At 43.1% G+C, this 16,944-nt stretch carries 4 protein-coding genes, 4 tRNA genes, 6 rRNA genes and 1 pseudogene; 11 read left to right on the top strand and 4 right to left on the bottom strand.

The window, feature by feature from the left end; genetic code table 11:
• The first annotated feature begins 1,081 nt into the window (after positions 1–1,081).
• The 5 genes from H9Q20_RS08790 to rrf (H9Q20_RS08810) all read left to right on the top strand — a co-directional run bounded on the left by H9Q20_RS08790 (position 1,082) and on the right by rrf (H9Q20_RS08810) (position 6,245).
• Positions 1,082–2,599 (top strand): 16S ribosomal RNA (locus H9Q20_RS08790).
• 208 nt (positions 2,600–2,807) lie between these two features.
• Positions 2,808–2,881 (top strand) — tRNA-Ile (locus H9Q20_RS08795).
• A 79-nt stretch (positions 2,882–2,960) separates the two neighbouring features.
• Positions 2,961–3,034 (top strand) — tRNA-Ala (locus H9Q20_RS08800).
• Positions 3,035–3,202: 168 nt separating this feature from the next.
• A 23S ribosomal RNA gene (locus H9Q20_RS08805) occupies positions 3,203–5,961 on the top strand.
• 176 nt (positions 5,962–6,137) lie between these two features.
• Positions 6,138–6,245: ribosomal RNA gene (gene rrf, locus H9Q20_RS08810) — 5S ribosomal RNA — on the top strand.
• Together the 16S, 23S and 5S rRNA genes with 2 tRNA genes alongside form the textbook arrangement of a ribosomal RNA operon.
• A 161-nt stretch (positions 6,246–6,406) precedes the next feature.
• Here the strand turns inward: rrf (H9Q20_RS08810) and H9Q20_RS13385 are convergent.
• Both H9Q20_RS13385 and H9Q20_RS13195 read right to left on the bottom strand, forming a co-directional pair.
• A pseudogene (locus H9Q20_RS13385) lies at positions 6,407–7,038 on the bottom strand (ISL3 family transposase).
• Positions 7,039–7,061: 23 nt separating this feature from the next.
• Positions 7,062–7,229 (bottom strand): hypothetical protein, encoded by a 168-nt coding sequence (locus H9Q20_RS13195; protein WP_222933873.1) that lies wholly within the window; start codon positions 7,227–7,229, stop codon positions 7,062–7,064.
• Between the two features lie 1,426 nt (positions 7,230–8,655).
• Between H9Q20_RS13195 and H9Q20_RS08820 the strand changes: the two genes are divergently transcribed.
• From H9Q20_RS08820 to H9Q20_RS08845, 6 genes are all read left to right on the top strand, one after another.
• A 16S ribosomal RNA gene (locus tag H9Q20_RS08820) occupies positions 8,656–10,173 on the top strand.
• A gap of 208 nt (positions 10,174–10,381) precedes the next feature.
• Positions 10,382–10,455 (top strand) — tRNA-Ile (locus H9Q20_RS08825).
• Positions 10,456–10,534: 79 nt separating this feature from the next.
• A tRNA-Ala gene (locus H9Q20_RS08830) sits at positions 10,535–10,608 on the top strand.
• Between the two features lie 168 nt (positions 10,609–10,776).
• Positions 10,777–13,535, top strand: a 23S ribosomal RNA gene (locus tag H9Q20_RS08835).
• Between the two features lie 176 nt (positions 13,536–13,711).
• Positions 13,712–13,819: ribosomal RNA gene (gene rrf, locus H9Q20_RS08840) — 5S ribosomal RNA — on the top strand.
• Positions 13,820–14,252: 433 nt separating this feature from the next.
• A complete protein-coding gene (locus tag H9Q20_RS08845; protein WP_187477526.1) occupies positions 14,253–15,524 on the top strand; it encodes a DEAD/DEAH box helicase in 1,272 nt (423 codons plus the stop codon).
• Positions 15,525–15,529: 5 nt separating this feature from the next.
• Here H9Q20_RS08845 and H9Q20_RS08850 read toward each other — a convergent pair whose 3' ends face one another.
• Positions 15,530–16,135, bottom strand: a complete 606-nt coding sequence (locus H9Q20_RS08850) for an alpha-ketoglutarate-dependent dioxygenase AlkB family protein (RefSeq protein ID WP_187477527.1) — start codon at positions 16,133–16,135, stop codon at positions 15,530–15,532.
• A complete protein-coding gene (locus tag H9Q20_RS08855) occupies positions 16,122–16,727 on the bottom strand; it encodes a methylated-DNA--[protein]-cysteine S-methyltransferase (protein ID WP_187477528.1) in 606 nt (201 codons plus the stop codon). Before H9Q20_RS08855 ends, H9Q20_RS08850 begins: the two co-directional genes overlap by 14 nt.
• Positions 16,728–16,944 lie beyond the last annotated feature (217 nt).

The raw sequence follows: 16,944 nt of genomic DNA on the forward strand, positions 1-16,944 counted from the left end.
GATTTCATAATTAGTTGAAATCGATTTTTCATTTCCATACCTTTATCTCTCTACAATTTTTAGCAACAAGATTTCGTCACTCTTCATTACTCGTCCCGCTGTCCGCTGTATCTTTTGTGCCTGGGCTTTCCCAAGGCTTACAAAAGGATGCCGCTCCCATCGGGGCTAGGATAGAGGGACAGAGACCTCCAATCGGTCTGTGTGTTTAGTTTTATAGTGTTTGGTATATTTGATGTTTTTAACTTTTTTTCAATCAAAGTATAAAACAATAATATCTCTTTGATGCCCTCTCAAATATATTCCAGAAGAAAGATATTAATAAAACACTCCCCATCAATCAAACACCAAACACCATCAACCTTTTCCCCTCCTTCAAGGATTCCCCATCCTTGAAGGAGTTTATTCAGCCCACCAATAATTTCCCATCATTTAAAGCGATCCTACATCCCCATCAGCCATCAACCAAACACCATCAACCTTTTCCCCTCCTTCAAGGATTCCCCATCCTTGAAGGAGTTAATTCAGCCCCACCAATAATTCCCCATCATTTAAAGCGATCCTACATTTCCATCAGCCATCCACCAAACACCAAACACCAAACACCAAAAACTAAAAAAAAGGCCATCACAATCAGCGAGTTAAGAAAGATTTAAAAATAAAATAGGCGAAACGCTTGTTATTTAACATAATCTTTCTACTTTTGCAGTCCCGAAAGAGAGGGAGCGCAGAAGCAAAACAGACAGATAAGTTGACTTAAAAAAATAAGAAAATAAATTTGTCCATTACAAATAATCGTTTTACCTTTGCAGTCTCTAAAAAGAGGCGCAGGAGTAAAGATGGGATAAATTGAGATAGCAATCGTTCTTACGAAAAAGAGTTCGAAAAAAAATCAAAATTTATTTTGTCAGGTTAAAAAAGTTTATTACTTTTGCACTCGCAAATCGGAAGTCGCTGAGACAGCGAAATAAGAGGAAGCGAAAAGAGAGAGATCATTGAAATACAAGATACAACCAAAATAAAAGTAAGGAAAAAAAACTAAAGCGTCAAAAACTTTGAGTGAGTCGAACAAGGAAACAAACATACAATGGAGAGTTTGATCCTGGCTCAGGATGAACGCTAGCGGGAGGCCTAACACATGCAAGCCGAGCGGTAGAGATTCTTCGGGATCTTGAGAGCGGCGTACGGGTGCGTAACACGTGTGCAACCTGCCTTTATCTAGGGGATAGCCTTTCGAAAGGAAGATTAATACCCTATAATATATTGATTGGCATCAATTGATATTGAAAACTCCGGTGGATAGAGATGGGCACGCGCAAGATTAGATAGTTGGTGAGGTAACGGCTCACCAAGTCGATGATCTTTAGGGGGCCTGAGAGGGTGATCCCCCACACTGGTACTGAGACACGGACCAGACTCCTACGGGAGGCAGCAGTGAGGAATATTGGACAATGGGTGAGAGCCTGATCCAGCCATCCCGCGTGAAGGACGACGGTTCTATGGATTGTAAACTTCTTTTGTACAGGGATAAACCTACCCTCGTGAGGGTAGCTGAAGGTACTGTACGAATAAGCACCGGCTAACTCCGTGCCAGCAGCCGCGGTAATACGGAGGGTGCAAGCGTTATCCGGATTTATTGGGTTTAAAGGGTCCGTAGGCGGACTTATAAGTCAGTGGTGAAAGCCGGCAGCTTAACTGTCGAACTGCCATTGATACTGTAGGTCTTGAGTGTATTTGAAGTGGCTGGAATAAGTAGTGTAGCGGTGAAATGCATAGATATTACTTAGAACACCAATTGCGAAGGCAGGTCACTAAGATACAACTGACGCTGATGGACGAAAGCGTGGGGAGCGAACAGGATTAGATACCCTGGTAGTCCACGCTGTAAACGATGCTAACTCGTTTTTGGGTTTTTAAGACTCAGAGACCAAGCGAAAGTGATAAGTTAGCCACCTGGGGAGTACGTTCGCAAGAATGAAACTCAAAGGAATTGACGGGGGCCCGCACAAGCGGTGGATTATGTGGTTTAATTCGATGATACGCGAGGAACCTTACCAAGACTTAAATGGGAATTGACAGCTTTAGAAATAGAGCCTTCTTCGGACAATTTTCAAGGTGCTGCATGGTTGTCGTCAGCTCGTGCCGTGAGGTGTTAGGTTAAGTCCTGCAACGAGCGCAACCCCTGCCAATAGTTGCCATCATTCAGTTGGGGACTCTATTGGGACTGCCTACGCAAGTAGAGAGGAAGGTGGGGATGACGTCAAATCATCACGGCCCTTACGTCTTGGGCCACACACGTAATACAATGGCCGGTACAGAGGGCAGCTACACTGCGAAGTGATGCGAATCTCGAAAGCCGGTCTCAGTTCGGATTGGAGTCTGCAACTCGACTCTATGAAGCTGGAATCGCTAGTAATCGCGCATCAGCCATGGCGCGGTGAATACGTTCCCGGGCCTTGTACACACCGCCCGTCAAGCCATGGAAGTTTGGGGTACCTGAAGTCGGTGACCGTAAAAGGAGCTGCCTAGGGTAAAACAAGTAACTAGGGCTAAGTCGTAACAAGGTAGCCGTACCGGAAGGTGCGGCTGGAACATCTCATTTTAGAGACAACACGTCAAAAAAAATACTATTCTTAGTAGACTTACAAAAAGTGCTTTAGTTTTTTTACTTTTTTGGTTGAATCACAACATAACCCCTAGAAATTAGTAGAAGGGATGAAGAGATTTTAGTTTAAGAAGTTAGAAGTTAGACCTTAGAAGTTAGTAAAGCTGACAACTATCAACTAACAACCGACAACTAAAAACAAAGAAGTCTCGTAGCTCAGCTGGTTAGAGCGCTACACTGATAATGTAGAGGTCGGCAGTTCGAGCCTGCCCGAGACTACTAATTTGGTTGATGGTTTATGGTTATCCGTTGCTGGTAGAACCAACAACCGACAACTAAGGACCGACAACAATATAAGGGGGAATTAGCTCAGCTGGCTAGAGCGCCTGCCTTGCACGCAGGAGGTCAAGGGTTCGACTCCCTTATTCTCCACAGTTAGTATGTATTGATTAGAACTTGGTACTAAGTATAGTGAGAGCCACTATCAACCGATAACGAATCACTGGCAACTAAAGAATTAAAGATCATTGACATTAACGATAAAGACATCACAAAGAGAAAACCGAGCACAAGAGTGCTCGAGTAACCAATAAAATTAGGAAAGAAATCGTTAAGGGCGTATGGCGGATGCCTAGGCTTTCAGAGGCGAAGAAGGACGTGGTAAGCTGCGAAAAGCTCGGGGGATTGGCACACACGAATTGATCCCGAGATGTCCGAATGGGGCAACCCAATACATTGAAGATGTATTACTGCGTAAGCAGAGCAAACCCGGAGAACTGAAACATCTAAGTACCCGGAGGAAAAGAAATCGAAGAGATTCCGTAAGTAGTGGCGAGCGAAAGCGGATTAGCCCAAAAGCTTTTATATATTTAGAGGAATGTTCTGGAAAGAACAATCGTAGAAGGTGATAATCCTGTACTCGAAAGGTATACATAAGTGAAGAAAGAGTAGGGCGGGACACGTGAAATCCTGTCTGAATATGGGGGGACCATCCTCCAAGGCTAAATACTCCTGAAAGACCGATAGTGAACAAGTACTGTGAAGGAAAGGTGAAAAGCACTTCGAATAGAAGGGTGAAATAGAACCTGAAACCGTACGCCTACAAGCGGTCGGAGCTCATATTTATATGTGTGACGGCGTGCCTTTTGCATAATGAGCCTACGAGTTAATTTTACTAGCGAGGTTAAGTAATTAAGTTACGGAGCCGGAGCGAAAGCGAGTCTGAATAGGGCGGATAGTTAGTAGGATTAGACGCGAAACCTTGTGATCTACCCATGGGCAGGTTGAAGCTTTGGTAACACAAAGTGGAGGACCGAACCGGTTGACGTTGAAAAGTCTTCGGATGACCTGTGGGTAGGGGTGAAAGGCCAATCAAACTGGGAGATAGCTCGTACTCCCCGAAATGCATTTAGGTGCAGCGTCGATGTTAAGTTTATTAGAGGTAGAGCTACTGATTGGATGCGGGGGAGTCAAATCCTACCAATTCCTGACAAACTCCGAATGCTAATAAATGTTCGTCGGCAGTGAGGGCATGGGTGCTAAGGTCCATGTCCGAGAGGGAAAGAACCCGGACCAACAGCTAAGGTCCCCAAATCTATACTAAGTTGAAACAACGCGGTTGGACTGCATTGACAGCTAGGATGTTGGCTTGGAAGCAGCCATTCATTTAAAGAGTGCGTAACAGCTCACTAGTCGAGCGGTCCGGCATGGATAATAATCGGGCATAAGTATAGTACCGAAGCTATGGATTTATAATTTATATTATATCTGGTAGGGGAGCATTCTGTTTGCGCCGAAGCAGTATCGTGAGGTATTGTGGAGCGGACAGAAAAGAAAATGTAGGCATAAGTAACGATAAAGGGGGCGAGAAACCCCCTCACCGAAAGACTAAGGTTTCCTCAGCCATGCTAATCAGCTGAGGGTTAGTCGGGACCTAACGCGCACCCGAAAGGGGAAGTGGATGGACATAGGGTTAATATTCCCTAACTTGCTCTCGAATAAAGGGGACGGTTTTGTGTAGCTGCTGGAGACTGACGGAATAGTCAAGGCCTAGCCTTCGGGCGAAGCTGTTGCAGTGTAACGAGATCCAAGAAAAGCCGAAGAGAAGCAACCCGTACCAAAACCGACACAGGTAGTCGAGGAGAGAATCCTAAGGTGCTCGAGTGAGTCGTGGCTAAGGAACTAGGCAAAATAGTCTCGTAACTTCGGGAGAAGAGACGCCAGCGCAAGCTGGCCGCAGTAAAAAGGCCCAGGCGACTGTTTATCAAAAACACAGGACTCTGCTAAATCGAAAGATGCTGTATAGGGTCTGACACCTGCCCGGTGCTGGAAGGTTAAGGAAGGTGCTTAGCGCAAGCGAAGGCATTGACTGAAGCCCCAGTAAACGGCGGCCGTAACTATAACGGTCCTAAGGTAGCGAAATTCCTTGTCGGGTAAGTTCCGACCTGCACGAATGGTGTAACGATCTGGGCACTGTCTCAGCCACGAGCTCGGTGAAATTGTAGTATCGGTGAAGATGCCGATTACCCGCAATGGGACGAAAAGACCCTGTGAACCTTTACTATAACTTCGTATTGACTTTGAGTAAGTAATGTGTAGGATAGGTGGGAGACTTTGAAGCAGGCACGCTAGTGTTTGTGGAGTCATCGTTGAAATACCACCCTTTACTTACTTGGAGCCTAATCCCGCTGAGCGGGAGACATTGCGTGGTGGGTAGTTTGACTGGGGTGGTCGCCTCCAAAAGAGTAACGGAGGCTTTCAAAGGTACCCTCAGCACGCTTGGTAACCGTGCGTAGAGTGTAATGGCATAAGGGTGCTTGACTGTGAGACCTACAAGTCGATCAGGTGCGAAAGCAGGACATAGTGATCCGGTGGTTCCGTATGGAAGGGCCATCGCTCATAGGATAAAAGGTACTCCGGGGATAACAGGCTAGTCTCCCCCAAGAGCTCACATCGACGGGGAGGTTCGGCACCTCGATGTCGGCTCGTCACATCCTGGGGCTGGAGAAGGTCCCAAGGGTTGGGCTGTTCGCCCATTAAAGTGGCACGCGAGCTGGGTTCAGAACGTCGTGAGACAGTTCGGTCTCTATCTATTGCGGGCGTTAGATGTTTGCGAGGACTTGAATCTAGTACGAGAGGACCGATTTGAACAAACCTCTGGTGTATCTGTTGTGCCGCCAGGCGCACCGCAGAGTAGCTATGTTTGGAAGAGATAAGCACTGAAAGCATATAAGTGCGAAACTCGCCTCAAGATGAGACATCTTTTAAGGGTCGTGGGAGATGACCACGTTGATAGGCTATAGGTGTAAAGCTGGTAACAGCATAGCCGAGTAGTACTAATTACCCGTAGATTTATAGCCTAATGGTTGGGCACTCTTAGTGAAGAGGTTTGCTCTTTGTGATTTGTTTTTATCGATTTTTTACTTAGAAGTTAGAAATGAGATGTTAGAAGTTAGATTGTGTCTAATGTCTAACCACTTCAAACTAATCTCTAATTAATAACATATACTGTACAACCTTTTGTACAAACAACCTTTAGGGTGGTTTTAGCAGAGGGGCTCACCTGTTCCCATTCCGAACACAGAAGTTAAGCCCTCTAGCGCCGATGGTACTGCTAACGCGGGAGAGTAGGTCGCCGCCAGTTTTTATTAAAATCCTCGATTACGAAAGTAGTCGGGGATTTTTTTTGCTTATAACTCTTTGGTGTTTGGTTGATGGTTGATGGAAGTTTTTACATAATATCCTTCTTTTGGAATGTATTTGAATGGGGAAGAAAAAATGGGACCAAGATCAAAAGTTGGGAGACTAAGCAAAAATTTGGGATAGTCGGTATAGAAAAAAAGCTTTATCAGTCACCCCTCGAAGTTGCATTCTAAAGTTTTTGATTTTCGCATTAAAAGACTCTGCAGATGCATTAGTACTTCTCTTTTCAAAATAGTTGAGGATATCATTATATTGTCGCGTAATTGTGTTTTTTAGGATAGCAAACGATTTAAACCCCGATTCTTCCACATCTTTAAACCAATGTGCGAGTTTGAGCATTGCTACCGATTTTAAGATGTTCTGATTGTATATCCCCCTTAAATTGTGGACAAGTTGTAGGCTTTTTTCAAATCGGGATATTCGCTAAACAAAATATCAGCTCTCTCACCTTGGCTTTTTGTCCATTTATCACGACTTTTATAGAGTAAATATCGGCTTCTTGCCAGGAGTTGTTTTCGGGTATCACCATTGCCAAAAATTTGAATTTCAGGTTTTGTTTTCTTGTCTTTGGCTTGATTTAGAATTTTATTTTCTAAATCAATCGCTTCCCAACGGTATTTTATTCTTATCTCCTGAACGGCTTCGATTGCTAGTTTTTGAACATGGAAGCGGTCGATAACCTGTATTGCATTAGGAAAGCATCGTTTGGCAATGAGCTTCATAGAACCTGCCATATCCAAAGTCACCTCTTTTGCTTTTAGTCTAATTTCTCGGTTGATTTTAAGGATTTTTTTCTTCCTTTCGATTTTTTAGAAGTCAGTACGGTATAAAGTTCACCTTCAGACAACGCAACTTCGTCTAATGATAAGTGCTCAGAACAGTTTTCGGGATAAAGAATGTAATCTTCAGCGTGGGATTTCAACATCAAAGTATTCGATTAAGTATTCAGGAAGTAAAAACTTCAATAATTCGTGATCATTAAACATAATGCAAAAATAGAGTTTTTATAATTCTCCCCAGGTTTTGTTACTAAACCGTTTTTTGGTTAATTTTTTTGTTTCAAAAAACATTTTCAGTTTCTTTGTTCTTTTCACTGTATTTCATTAGTTTTTATGGTTTTACAAACATTTAGCCAAACACTTTATCGGATTTCGTGATTTAAAGCATCTCAGCATCTCTACAATTTTTAGCAACAAGATTTCGTCATTCTTCAGTACTCGTCCCGCTGTCCGCTGTATCTTTTGTGCCTGGGCTTTCCCAAGGCTTACAAAAGGATGCCGCTCCCATCAGGGCTAGGACAGCGGGGCATAACCCTCCAATCGGCCTGTGTGTTTACTTTTTGGTTTTTGGTATATTTGAGGTTTTTCACTTTTTTTCAATCAAAGTATAAAACAATAATATCTCTTTGATGCCCTCTCAAATATATTCCAGAAGAAAGATATTAATAAAACACTCCCCATCAATCAAACACCAAACACCATCAACCTTTTCCCCTCCTTCAAGGATTCACTATCCTTGAAGGATTTTATTCAGTACCGCCAATATTTCTCCATCATATAAAGCATCACCTCACTCATCTAATATCAACACCAACATCAACATCAACATATTCACGAATATTCAACTTCACCCTCCTTCAAGGATTCACCATCCTTGAAGGAGTTAATTCAGCCCCACCAATAATTCCCCACCATTCAAAGCGATCCTACATCCCCATCAACCAAACACTAAACACCAAACACCATCAACCTTCCCCTCCTTCAAGGATTCCCCATCCTTGAAGGAGTTAATTCAGCCCCACCAATAATTCCCCATCATTTAAAGCGATCCTACATTTCCATCAGCCATCCACCAAACACCAAACACTAAAAATCAAAAACTAAAAAAAAGGCCATCACAATCAGTGAGTTAAGAAAGATTTAAAAATAAAATAAGCGAAACGCTTGTTATTTAACATAATCTTTCTACTTTTGCAGTCCCGAAAGAGAGGGAGCGCAGAAGCAAAACAGACAGATAAGTTGACTTAAAAAAATAAGAAAATAAATTTGTCCATTACAAATAATCGTTTTACCTTTGCAGTCTCTAAAAAGAGGCGCAGGAGTAAAGATGGGATAAATTGAGATAGCAATCGTTCTTACGAAAAAGAGTTCGAAAAAAAATCAAAATTTATTTTGTCAGGTTAAAAAAGTTTATTACTTTTGCACTCGCAAATCGGAAGTCGCTGAGACAGCGAAATAAGAGGAAGCGAAAAGAGAGAGATCATTGAAATACAAGATACAACCAAAATAAAAGTAAGGAAAAAAAACTAAAGCGTCAAAAACTTTGAGTGAGTCGAACAAGGAAACAAACATACAATGGAGAGTTTGATCCTGGCTCAGGATGAACGCTAGCGGGAGGCCTAACACATGCAAGCCGAGCGGTAGAGATTCTTCGGGATCTTGAGAGCGGCGTACGGGTGCGTAACACGTGTGCAACCTGCCTTTATCTAGGGGATAGCCTTTCGAAAGGAAGATTAATACCCTATAATATATTGATTGGCATCAATTGATATTGAAAACTCCGGTGGATAGAGATGGGCACGCGCAAGATTAGATAGTTGGTGAGGTAACGGCTCACCAAGTCGATGATCTTTAGGGGGCCTGAGAGGGTGATCCCCCACACTGGTACTGAGACACGGACCAGACTCCTACGGGAGGCAGCAGTGAGGAATATTGGACAATGGGTGAGAGCCTGATCCAGCCATCCCGCGTGAAGGACGACGGTTCTATGGATTGTAAACTTCTTTTGTACAGGGATAAACCTACCCTCGTGAGGGTAGCTGAAGGTACTGTACGAATAAGCACCGGCTAACTCCGTGCCAGCAGCCGCGGTAATACGGAGGGTGCAAGCGTTATCCGGATTTATTGGGTTTAAAGGGTCCGTAGGCGGACTTATAAGTCAGTGGTGAAAGCCGGCAGCTTAACTGTCGAACTGCCATTGATACTGTAGGTCTTGAGTGTATTTGAAGTGGCTGGAATAAGTAGTGTAGCGGTGAAATGCATAGATATTACTTAGAACACCAATTGCGAAGGCAGGTCACTAAGATACAACTGACGCTGATGGACGAAAGCGTGGGGAGCGAACAGGATTAGATACCCTGGTAGTCCACGCTGTAAACGATGCTAACTCGTTTTTGGGTTTTTAAGACTCAGAGACCAAGCGAAAGTGATAAGTTAGCCACCTGGGGAGTACGTTCGCAAGAATGAAACTCAAAGGAATTGACGGGGGCCCGCACAAGCGGTGGATTATGTGGTTTAATTCGATGATACGCGAGGAACCTTACCAAGACTTAAATGGGAATTGACAGCTTTAGAAATAGAGCCTTCTTCGGACAATTTTCAAGGTGCTGCATGGTTGTCGTCAGCTCGTGCCGTGAGGTGTTAGGTTAAGTCCTGCAACGAGCGCAACCCCTGCCAATAGTTGCCATCATTCAGTTGGGGACTCTATTGGGACTGCCTACGCAAGTAGAGAGGAAGGTGGGGATGACGTCAAATCATCACGGCCCTTACGTCTTGGGCCACACACGTAATACAATGGCCGGTACAGAGGGCAGCTACACTGCGAAGTGATGCGAATCTCGAAAGCCGGTCTCAGTTCGGATTGGAGTCTGCAACTCGACTCTATGAAGCTGGAATCGCTAGTAATCGCGCATCAGCCATGGCGCGGTGAATACGTTCCCGGGCCTTGTACACACCGCCCGTCAAGCCATGGAAGTTTGGGGTACCTGAAGTCGGTGACCGTAAAAGGAGCTGCCTAGGGTAAAACAAGTAACTAGGGCTAAGTCGTAACAAGGTAGCCGTACCGGAAGGTGCGGCTGGAACATCTCATTTTAGAGACAACACGTCAAAAAAAATACTATTCTTAGTAGACTTACAAAAAGTGCTTTAGTTTTTTTACTTTTTTGGTTGAATCACAACATAACCCCTAGAAATTAGTAGAAGGGATGAAGAGATTTTAGTTTAAGAAGTTAGAAGTTAGACCTTAGAAGTTAGTAAAGCTGACAACTATCAACTAACAACCGACAACTAAAAACAAAGAAGTCTCGTAGCTCAGCTGGTTAGAGCGCTACACTGATAATGTAGAGGTCGGCAGTTCGAGCCTGCCCGAGACTACTAATTTGGTTGATGGTTTATGGTTATCCGTTGCTGGTAGAACCAACAACCGACAACTAAGGACCGACAACAATATAAGGGGGAATTAGCTCAGCTGGCTAGAGCGCCTGCCTTGCACGCAGGAGGTCAAGGGTTCGACTCCCTTATTCTCCACAGTTAGTATGTATTGATTAGAACTTGGTACTAAGTATAGTGAGAGCCACTATCAACCGATAACGAATCACTGGCAACTAAAGAATTAAAGATCATTGACATTAACGATAAAGACATCACAAAGAGAAAACCGAGCACAAGAGTGCTCGAGTAACCAATAAAATTAGGAAAGAAATCGTTAAGGGCGTATGGCGGATGCCTAGGCTTTCAGAGGCGAAGAAGGACGTGGTAAGCTGCGAAAAGCTCGGGGGATTGGCACACACGAATTGATCCCGAGATGTCCGAATGGGGCAACCCAATACATTGAAGATGTATTACTGCGTAAGCAGAGCAAACCCGGAGAACTGAAACATCTAAGTACCCGGAGGAAAAGAAATCGAAGAGATTCCGTAAGTAGTGGCGAGCGAAAGCGGATTAGCCCAAAAGCTTTTATATATTTAGAGGAATGTTCTGGAAAGAACAATCGTAGAAGGTGATAATCCTGTACTCGAAAGGTATACATAAGTGAAGAAAGAGTAGGGCGGGACACGTGAAATCCTGTCTGAATATGGGGGGACCATCCTCCAAGGCTAAATACTCCTGAAAGACCGATAGTGAACAAGTACTGTGAAGGAAAGGTGAAAAGCACTTCGAATAGAAGGGTGAAATAGAACCTGAAACCGTACGCCTACAAGCGGTCGGAGCTCATATTTATATGTGTGACGGCGTGCCTTTTGCATAATGAGCCTACGAGTTAATTTTACTAGCGAGGTTAAGTAATTAAGTTACGGAGCCGGAGCGAAAGCGAGTCTGAATAGGGCGGATAGTTAGTAGGATTAGACGCGAAACCTTGTGATCTACCCATGGGCAGGTTGAAGCTTTGGTAACACAAAGTGGAGGACCGAACCGGTTGACGTTGAAAAGTCTTCGGATGACCTGTGGGTAGGGGTGAAAGGCCAATCAAACTGGGAGATAGCTCGTACTCCCCGAAATGCATTTAGGTGCAGCGTCGATGTTAAGTTTATTAGAGGTAGAGCTACTGATTGGATGCGGGGGAGTCAAATCCTACCAATTCCTGACAAACTCCGAATGCTAATAAATGTTCGTCGGCAGTGAGGGCATGGGTGCTAAGGTCCATGTCCGAGAGGGAAAGAACCCGGACCAACAGCTAAGGTCCCCAAATCTATACTAAGTTGAAACAACGCGGTTGGACTGCATTGACAGCTAGGATGTTGGCTTGGAAGCAGCCATTCATTTAAAGAGTGCGTAACAGCTCACTAGTCGAGCGGTCCGGCATGGATAATAATCGGGCATAAGTATAGTACCGAAGCTATGGATTTATAATTTATATTATATCTGGTAGGGGAGCATTCTGTTTGCGCCGAAGCAGTATCGTGAGGTATTGTGGAGCGGACAGAAAAGAAAATGTAGGCATAAGTAACGATAAAGGGGGCGAGAAACCCCCTCACCGAAAGACTAAGGTTTCCTCAGCCATGCTAATCAGCTGAGGGTTAGTCGGGACCTAACGCGCACCCGAAAGGGGAAGTGGATGGACATAGGGTTAATATTCCCTAACTTGCTCTCGAATAAAGGGGACGGTTTTGTGTAGCTGCTGGAGACTGACGGAATAGTCAAGGCCTAGCCTTCGGGCGAAGCTGTTGCAGTGTAACGAGATCCAAGAAAAGCCGAAGAGAAGCAACCCGTACCAAAACCGACACAGGTAGTCGAGGAGAGAATCCTAAGGTGCTCGAGTGAGTCGTGGCTAAGGAACTAGGCAAAATAGTCTCGTAACTTCGGGAGAAGAGACGCCAGCGCAAGCTGGCCGCAGTAAAAAGGCCCAGGCGACTGTTTATCAAAAACACAGGACTCTGCTAAATCGAAAGATGCTGTATAGGGTCTGACACCTGCCCGGTGCTGGAAGGTTAAGGAAGGTGCTTAGCGCAAGCGAAGGCATTGACTGAAGCCCCAGTAAACGGCGGCCGTAACTATAACGGTCCTAAGGTAGCGAAATTCCTTGTCGGGTAAGTTCCGACCTGCACGAATGGTGTAACGATCTGGGCACTGTCTCAGCCACGAGCTCGGTGAAATTGTAGTATCGGTGAAGATGCCGATTACCCGCAATGGGACGAAAAGACCCTGTGAACCTTTACTATAACTTCGTATTGACTTTGAGTAAGTAATGTGTAGGATAGGTGGGAGACTTTGAAGCAGGCACGCTAGTGTTTGTGGAGTCATCGTTGAAATACCACCCTTTACTTACTTGGAGCCTAATCCCGCTGAGCGGGAGACATTGCGTGGTGGGTAGTTTGACTGGGGTGGTCGCCTCCAAAAGAGTAACGGAGGCTTTCAAAGGTACCCTCAGCACGCTTGGTAACCGTGCGTAGAGTGTAATGGCATAAGGGTGCTTGACTGTGAGACCTACAAGTCGATCAGGTGCGAAAGCAGGACATAGTGATCCGGTGGTTCCGTATGGAAGGGCCATCGCTCATAGGATAAAAGGTACTCCGGGGATAACAGGCTAGTCTCCCCCAAGAGCTCACATCGACGGGGAGGTTCGGCACCTCGATGTCGGCTCGTCACATCCTGGGGCTGGAGAAGGTCCCAAGGGTTGGGCTGTTCGCCCATTAAAGTGGCACGCGAGCTGGGTTCAGAACGTCGTGAGACAGTTCGGTCTCTATCTATTGCGGGCGTTAGATGTTTGCGAGGACTTGAATCTAGTACGAGAGGACCGATTTGAACAAACCTCTGGTGTATCTGTTGTGCCGCCAGGCGCACCGCAGAGTAGCTATGTTTGGAAGAGATAAGCACTGAAAGCATATAAGTGCGAAACTCGCCTCAAGATGAGACATCTTTTAAGGGTCGTGGGAGATGACCACGTTGATAGGCTATAGGTGTAAAGCTGGTAACAGCATAGCCGAGTAGTACTAATTACCCGTAGATTTATAGCCTAATGGTTGGGCACTCTTAGTGAAGAGGTTTGCTCTTTGTGATTTGTTTTTATCGATTTTTTACTTAGAAGTTAGAAATGAGATGTTAGAAGTTAGATTGTGTCTAATGTCTAACCACTTCAAACTAATCTCTAATTAATAACATATACTGTACAACCTTTTGTACAAACAACCTTTAGGGTGGTTTTAGCAGAGGGGCTCACCTGTTCCCATTCCGAACACAGAAGTTAAGCCCTCTAGCGCCGATGGTACTGCTAACGCGGGAGAGTAGGTCGCCGCCAGTTTTTATTAAAATCCTCGATTACGAAAGTAGTCGGGGATTTTTTTTGCTTATAACTCTTTGGTGTTTGGTTGATGGTTGATGGAAGTGTTTACATAATTTCCTTTTTCTGGAATATATTTGAATGGGGAAGAAAAAATGACCGTTTGTTTGTGCTTTGATTGAAAATTGTTGGAATTATCTCTAATTCTCCATTAACTAAACACCAAACACTAAACCTCCATCCCGACTGGAGGGTTCTTCTCTTTGTTCTAGCCCCGATGGGAGCGGCATCCTTTTGTAAGCCTTGGGAAAGCCCAGGCACAAAAGATACAGCGGACAGCGGGTCGGTTAGTGAAGAGTGACGGAGTTGTGGTGCTCCCAATTAATCTAAAAATATCTGTTTTGTTTTTCGTATATTTGCATTTCATTTTTATTAAAATAAAATAACAAATTCATTGAGTTTTAAAGAATTAGCGTTATTGGATAAAATCCAAAAAGCGATAGACGAACAAGGTTATACACAACCAACGCCGATACAAGAAAAGGCAATTCCAGAGATATTAAAAGGTCGAGATTTTTTAGGATGTGCACAGACAGGTACAGGAAAAACGGCAGCATTTTCTATTCCGATTTTACAAAATTTGACGAATAAAAATCTACAGAATAAGCATATAAAAGCCTTGATCCTAACGCCGACAAGAGAGTTGGCCATACAGATTGAAGAAAATATAAAAGCTTACGGAAAGTATCTTCCGCTTAGGAAATTGGTAATTTTTGGTGGAGTAAAGCAAGGCAATCAAGAAAGAGAGCTTAGGAAAGGTGTAGATGTTTTGGTTGCAACTCCGGGAAGGCTACTGGATTTTATTGGACAGGGAATTATCAGTCTAAAACACCTGGAGATTTTTGTTTTGGATGAAGCCGACAGGATGTTGGATATGGGCTTTGTACACGATGTGAAAAGGGTGATAAAATTGCTTCCACAGAAGAGACAGACACTATTTTTCTCGGCGACTATGCCTGCAGAGATACAAAAATTGGCTTCGTCGATATTGAATAATCCAATAAAAGTAGAGGTTACTCCGGTTTCGTCCACTGCAGAAACCATCAAGCAATCGGTTTATTTTGTTGATAAGGACAATAAGTTGGAATTGCTGACGCATATTTTGAAAACGGATATTTCGGATTCGGTTTTGGTATTTGCAAGAACGAAACACGGTGCCGACAAAATTGCAAGAAAGCTACAGAAAGCTGGTATAGCAACAGAAGCGATCCATGGAAACAAATCGCAGAATGCCCGACAAAATGCACTTACCAATTTCAAATCCGGCAAAACGAGGGTCTTGGTAGCTACGGATATTGCTGCCCGAGGAATTGATATTGATGAATTGAAATATGTTATCAACTTTGAGTTGTCCGATGTTTCTGAAACCTATGTGCATAGAATTGGTAGAACGGGAAGGGCAGGAGCAGAGGGAAGTTCGATTTCTTTTGTAGACGGTTTGGATCTTATTAATCTAAAAAATACGGAGAAACTTATTGGGAAAAAGATCCCTGTCGTAAGGGATCATCCGTACCACACCGATGATTTGGTGGTCCAAAAAAGAGACTCTAATAACAAACCTATGGCTGCTGGACAAGCCAACAAATCCAGAAAACCTCAAACCCATAAAAAAGAGGACATAAGTTTTAAAAAAGTAAAGAATAAGAATTTTACCAGGAAAAAATAATGGTATTATTTTTCGATAATATTTCTAAAAGTAAGGTTAATCCTTGCTTTTTTTGTTGTTGTGGTTGGTGGTAGTCGGTGCAGCCAATGGTCTTGGGTGTTTTCCTTCATCAACAATAAGCTGCCGTGTTCCAGTATAAGATCAATTTTTTCTTTAGAATTTTTATGTTTGAAAGAAAATTTTCTTTCTGCACCAAAGGTTAGGGATGCTATTGTACCCATTTTTTTAAGATCTTTTTCTCCATCGCTGTGCCAAGCCATACCTTCTGAACCGTCATGATAAAGATTGACCAAACAAGAGTTGAAGGTTTCTTGAATTTTATTTTCAAGAATCTTTTTCAGCTCCAACAGTTCTTGTGTCCAAGGCAAAGCTTTTTTGGTATAATTGGAGTAGGTATAGTCAAATGCACGATCTCCATACCAAGCTATTTTTCTTTTGGTGATGATTTCTTTCCCGAAAATATAAGCTTTGTCGTTTTCCCATGCCAACGATTCTAAAAGGATTTTAAAATAACGGTCAGCATCTTTTTTGTTAAAAATAACAGACCAATATTCCACACAACCGTCGTAAGGAAGAATATTTTGCGGATGCTCTGGGTTAAATAAATCCATCTTGTCTATGATTTTCCCACTCTATCATTTCAAATTTTCTTTCGCTGGACCATTTATAATTTCCGATTTTGCCAGTTGTGTTTATAACCCTGTGGCATGGGATAAGAAAAGCGATAGAATTGCTTCCCACTGCTGTACCAACAGCTCTACTAGCTTTGGGTTGTCCAATATATTCGGCGATTCCTTTGTAAGTTGCCAATTTTCCAATTTCTATATGCGATAGGGCTTCCCATACTTTCATTTGAAAATTCGTTGCAGCAACATGTAAAGTGATTGGGAATTTGACGGTGTTTTTTTGGTTAATAAAATCCAATGCATTTTGTTGCAATTCGGTCTTGCAATTTGTAAAATTTGCAATTGGGCAAGAAGCGATAAGATCAATCATGGCCAGTTCTTCACGCTCATAAAATTCAATTTGATAGATGCCAATATCTGTATTTGAAATGATGATTTTTCCGAATTTGCAAGTGTAAAAATTATATTTTATCTCCGAGTTTGGGGTAGGGTCAAATTTCACTAAAGAAACTTCCTCTCCATGAGCTTTACTTATTGGAGAAATTCTATTTAATAGGGTATTGGATTTCGAATTCATATTTAAAATGGTTAGACAAATTTAATGCAAAATAATTTTTTTTGTTGAAGTAAAATTAGAAGAAACTTTTAATTCGGTAAATTCGGATTCAGCTTAATTGCTCAATATTCTATGCTGCTGTGTGGTTTTATTAATTGATTCGTTCTGTGTTACAAATTTGTCATGCACTAAGTAAAAGTAGGTAAATTTCGGAATTTTATATTAAATTTGATTTTTA

Origin of the sequence: Amniculibacterium sp. G2-70 (genome assembly GCF_014353055.1) — a bacterium.
Lineage (GTDB): Bacteria > Bacteroidota > Bacteroidia > Flavobacteriales > Weeksellaceae > Amniculibacterium > Amniculibacterium aquaticum.

Bases quoted from the DNA above. Each gene is read 5' to 3' on its own strand.
- H9Q20_RS08850 (WP_187477527.1), bottom strand. From the start codon at position 16,135: ATGGATTTATTTAACCCAGAGCATCCGCAAAATATTCTTCCTTACGAC.
- H9Q20_RS08855 (WP_187477528.1), bottom strand. From the start codon at position 16,727: ATGAATTCGAAATCCAATACCCTATTAAATAGAATTTCTCCAATAAGT.
- H9Q20_RS13195 (WP_222933873.1), bottom strand. From the start codon at position 7,229: ATGTTGAAATCCCACGCTGAAGATTACATTCTTTATCCCGAAAACTGT.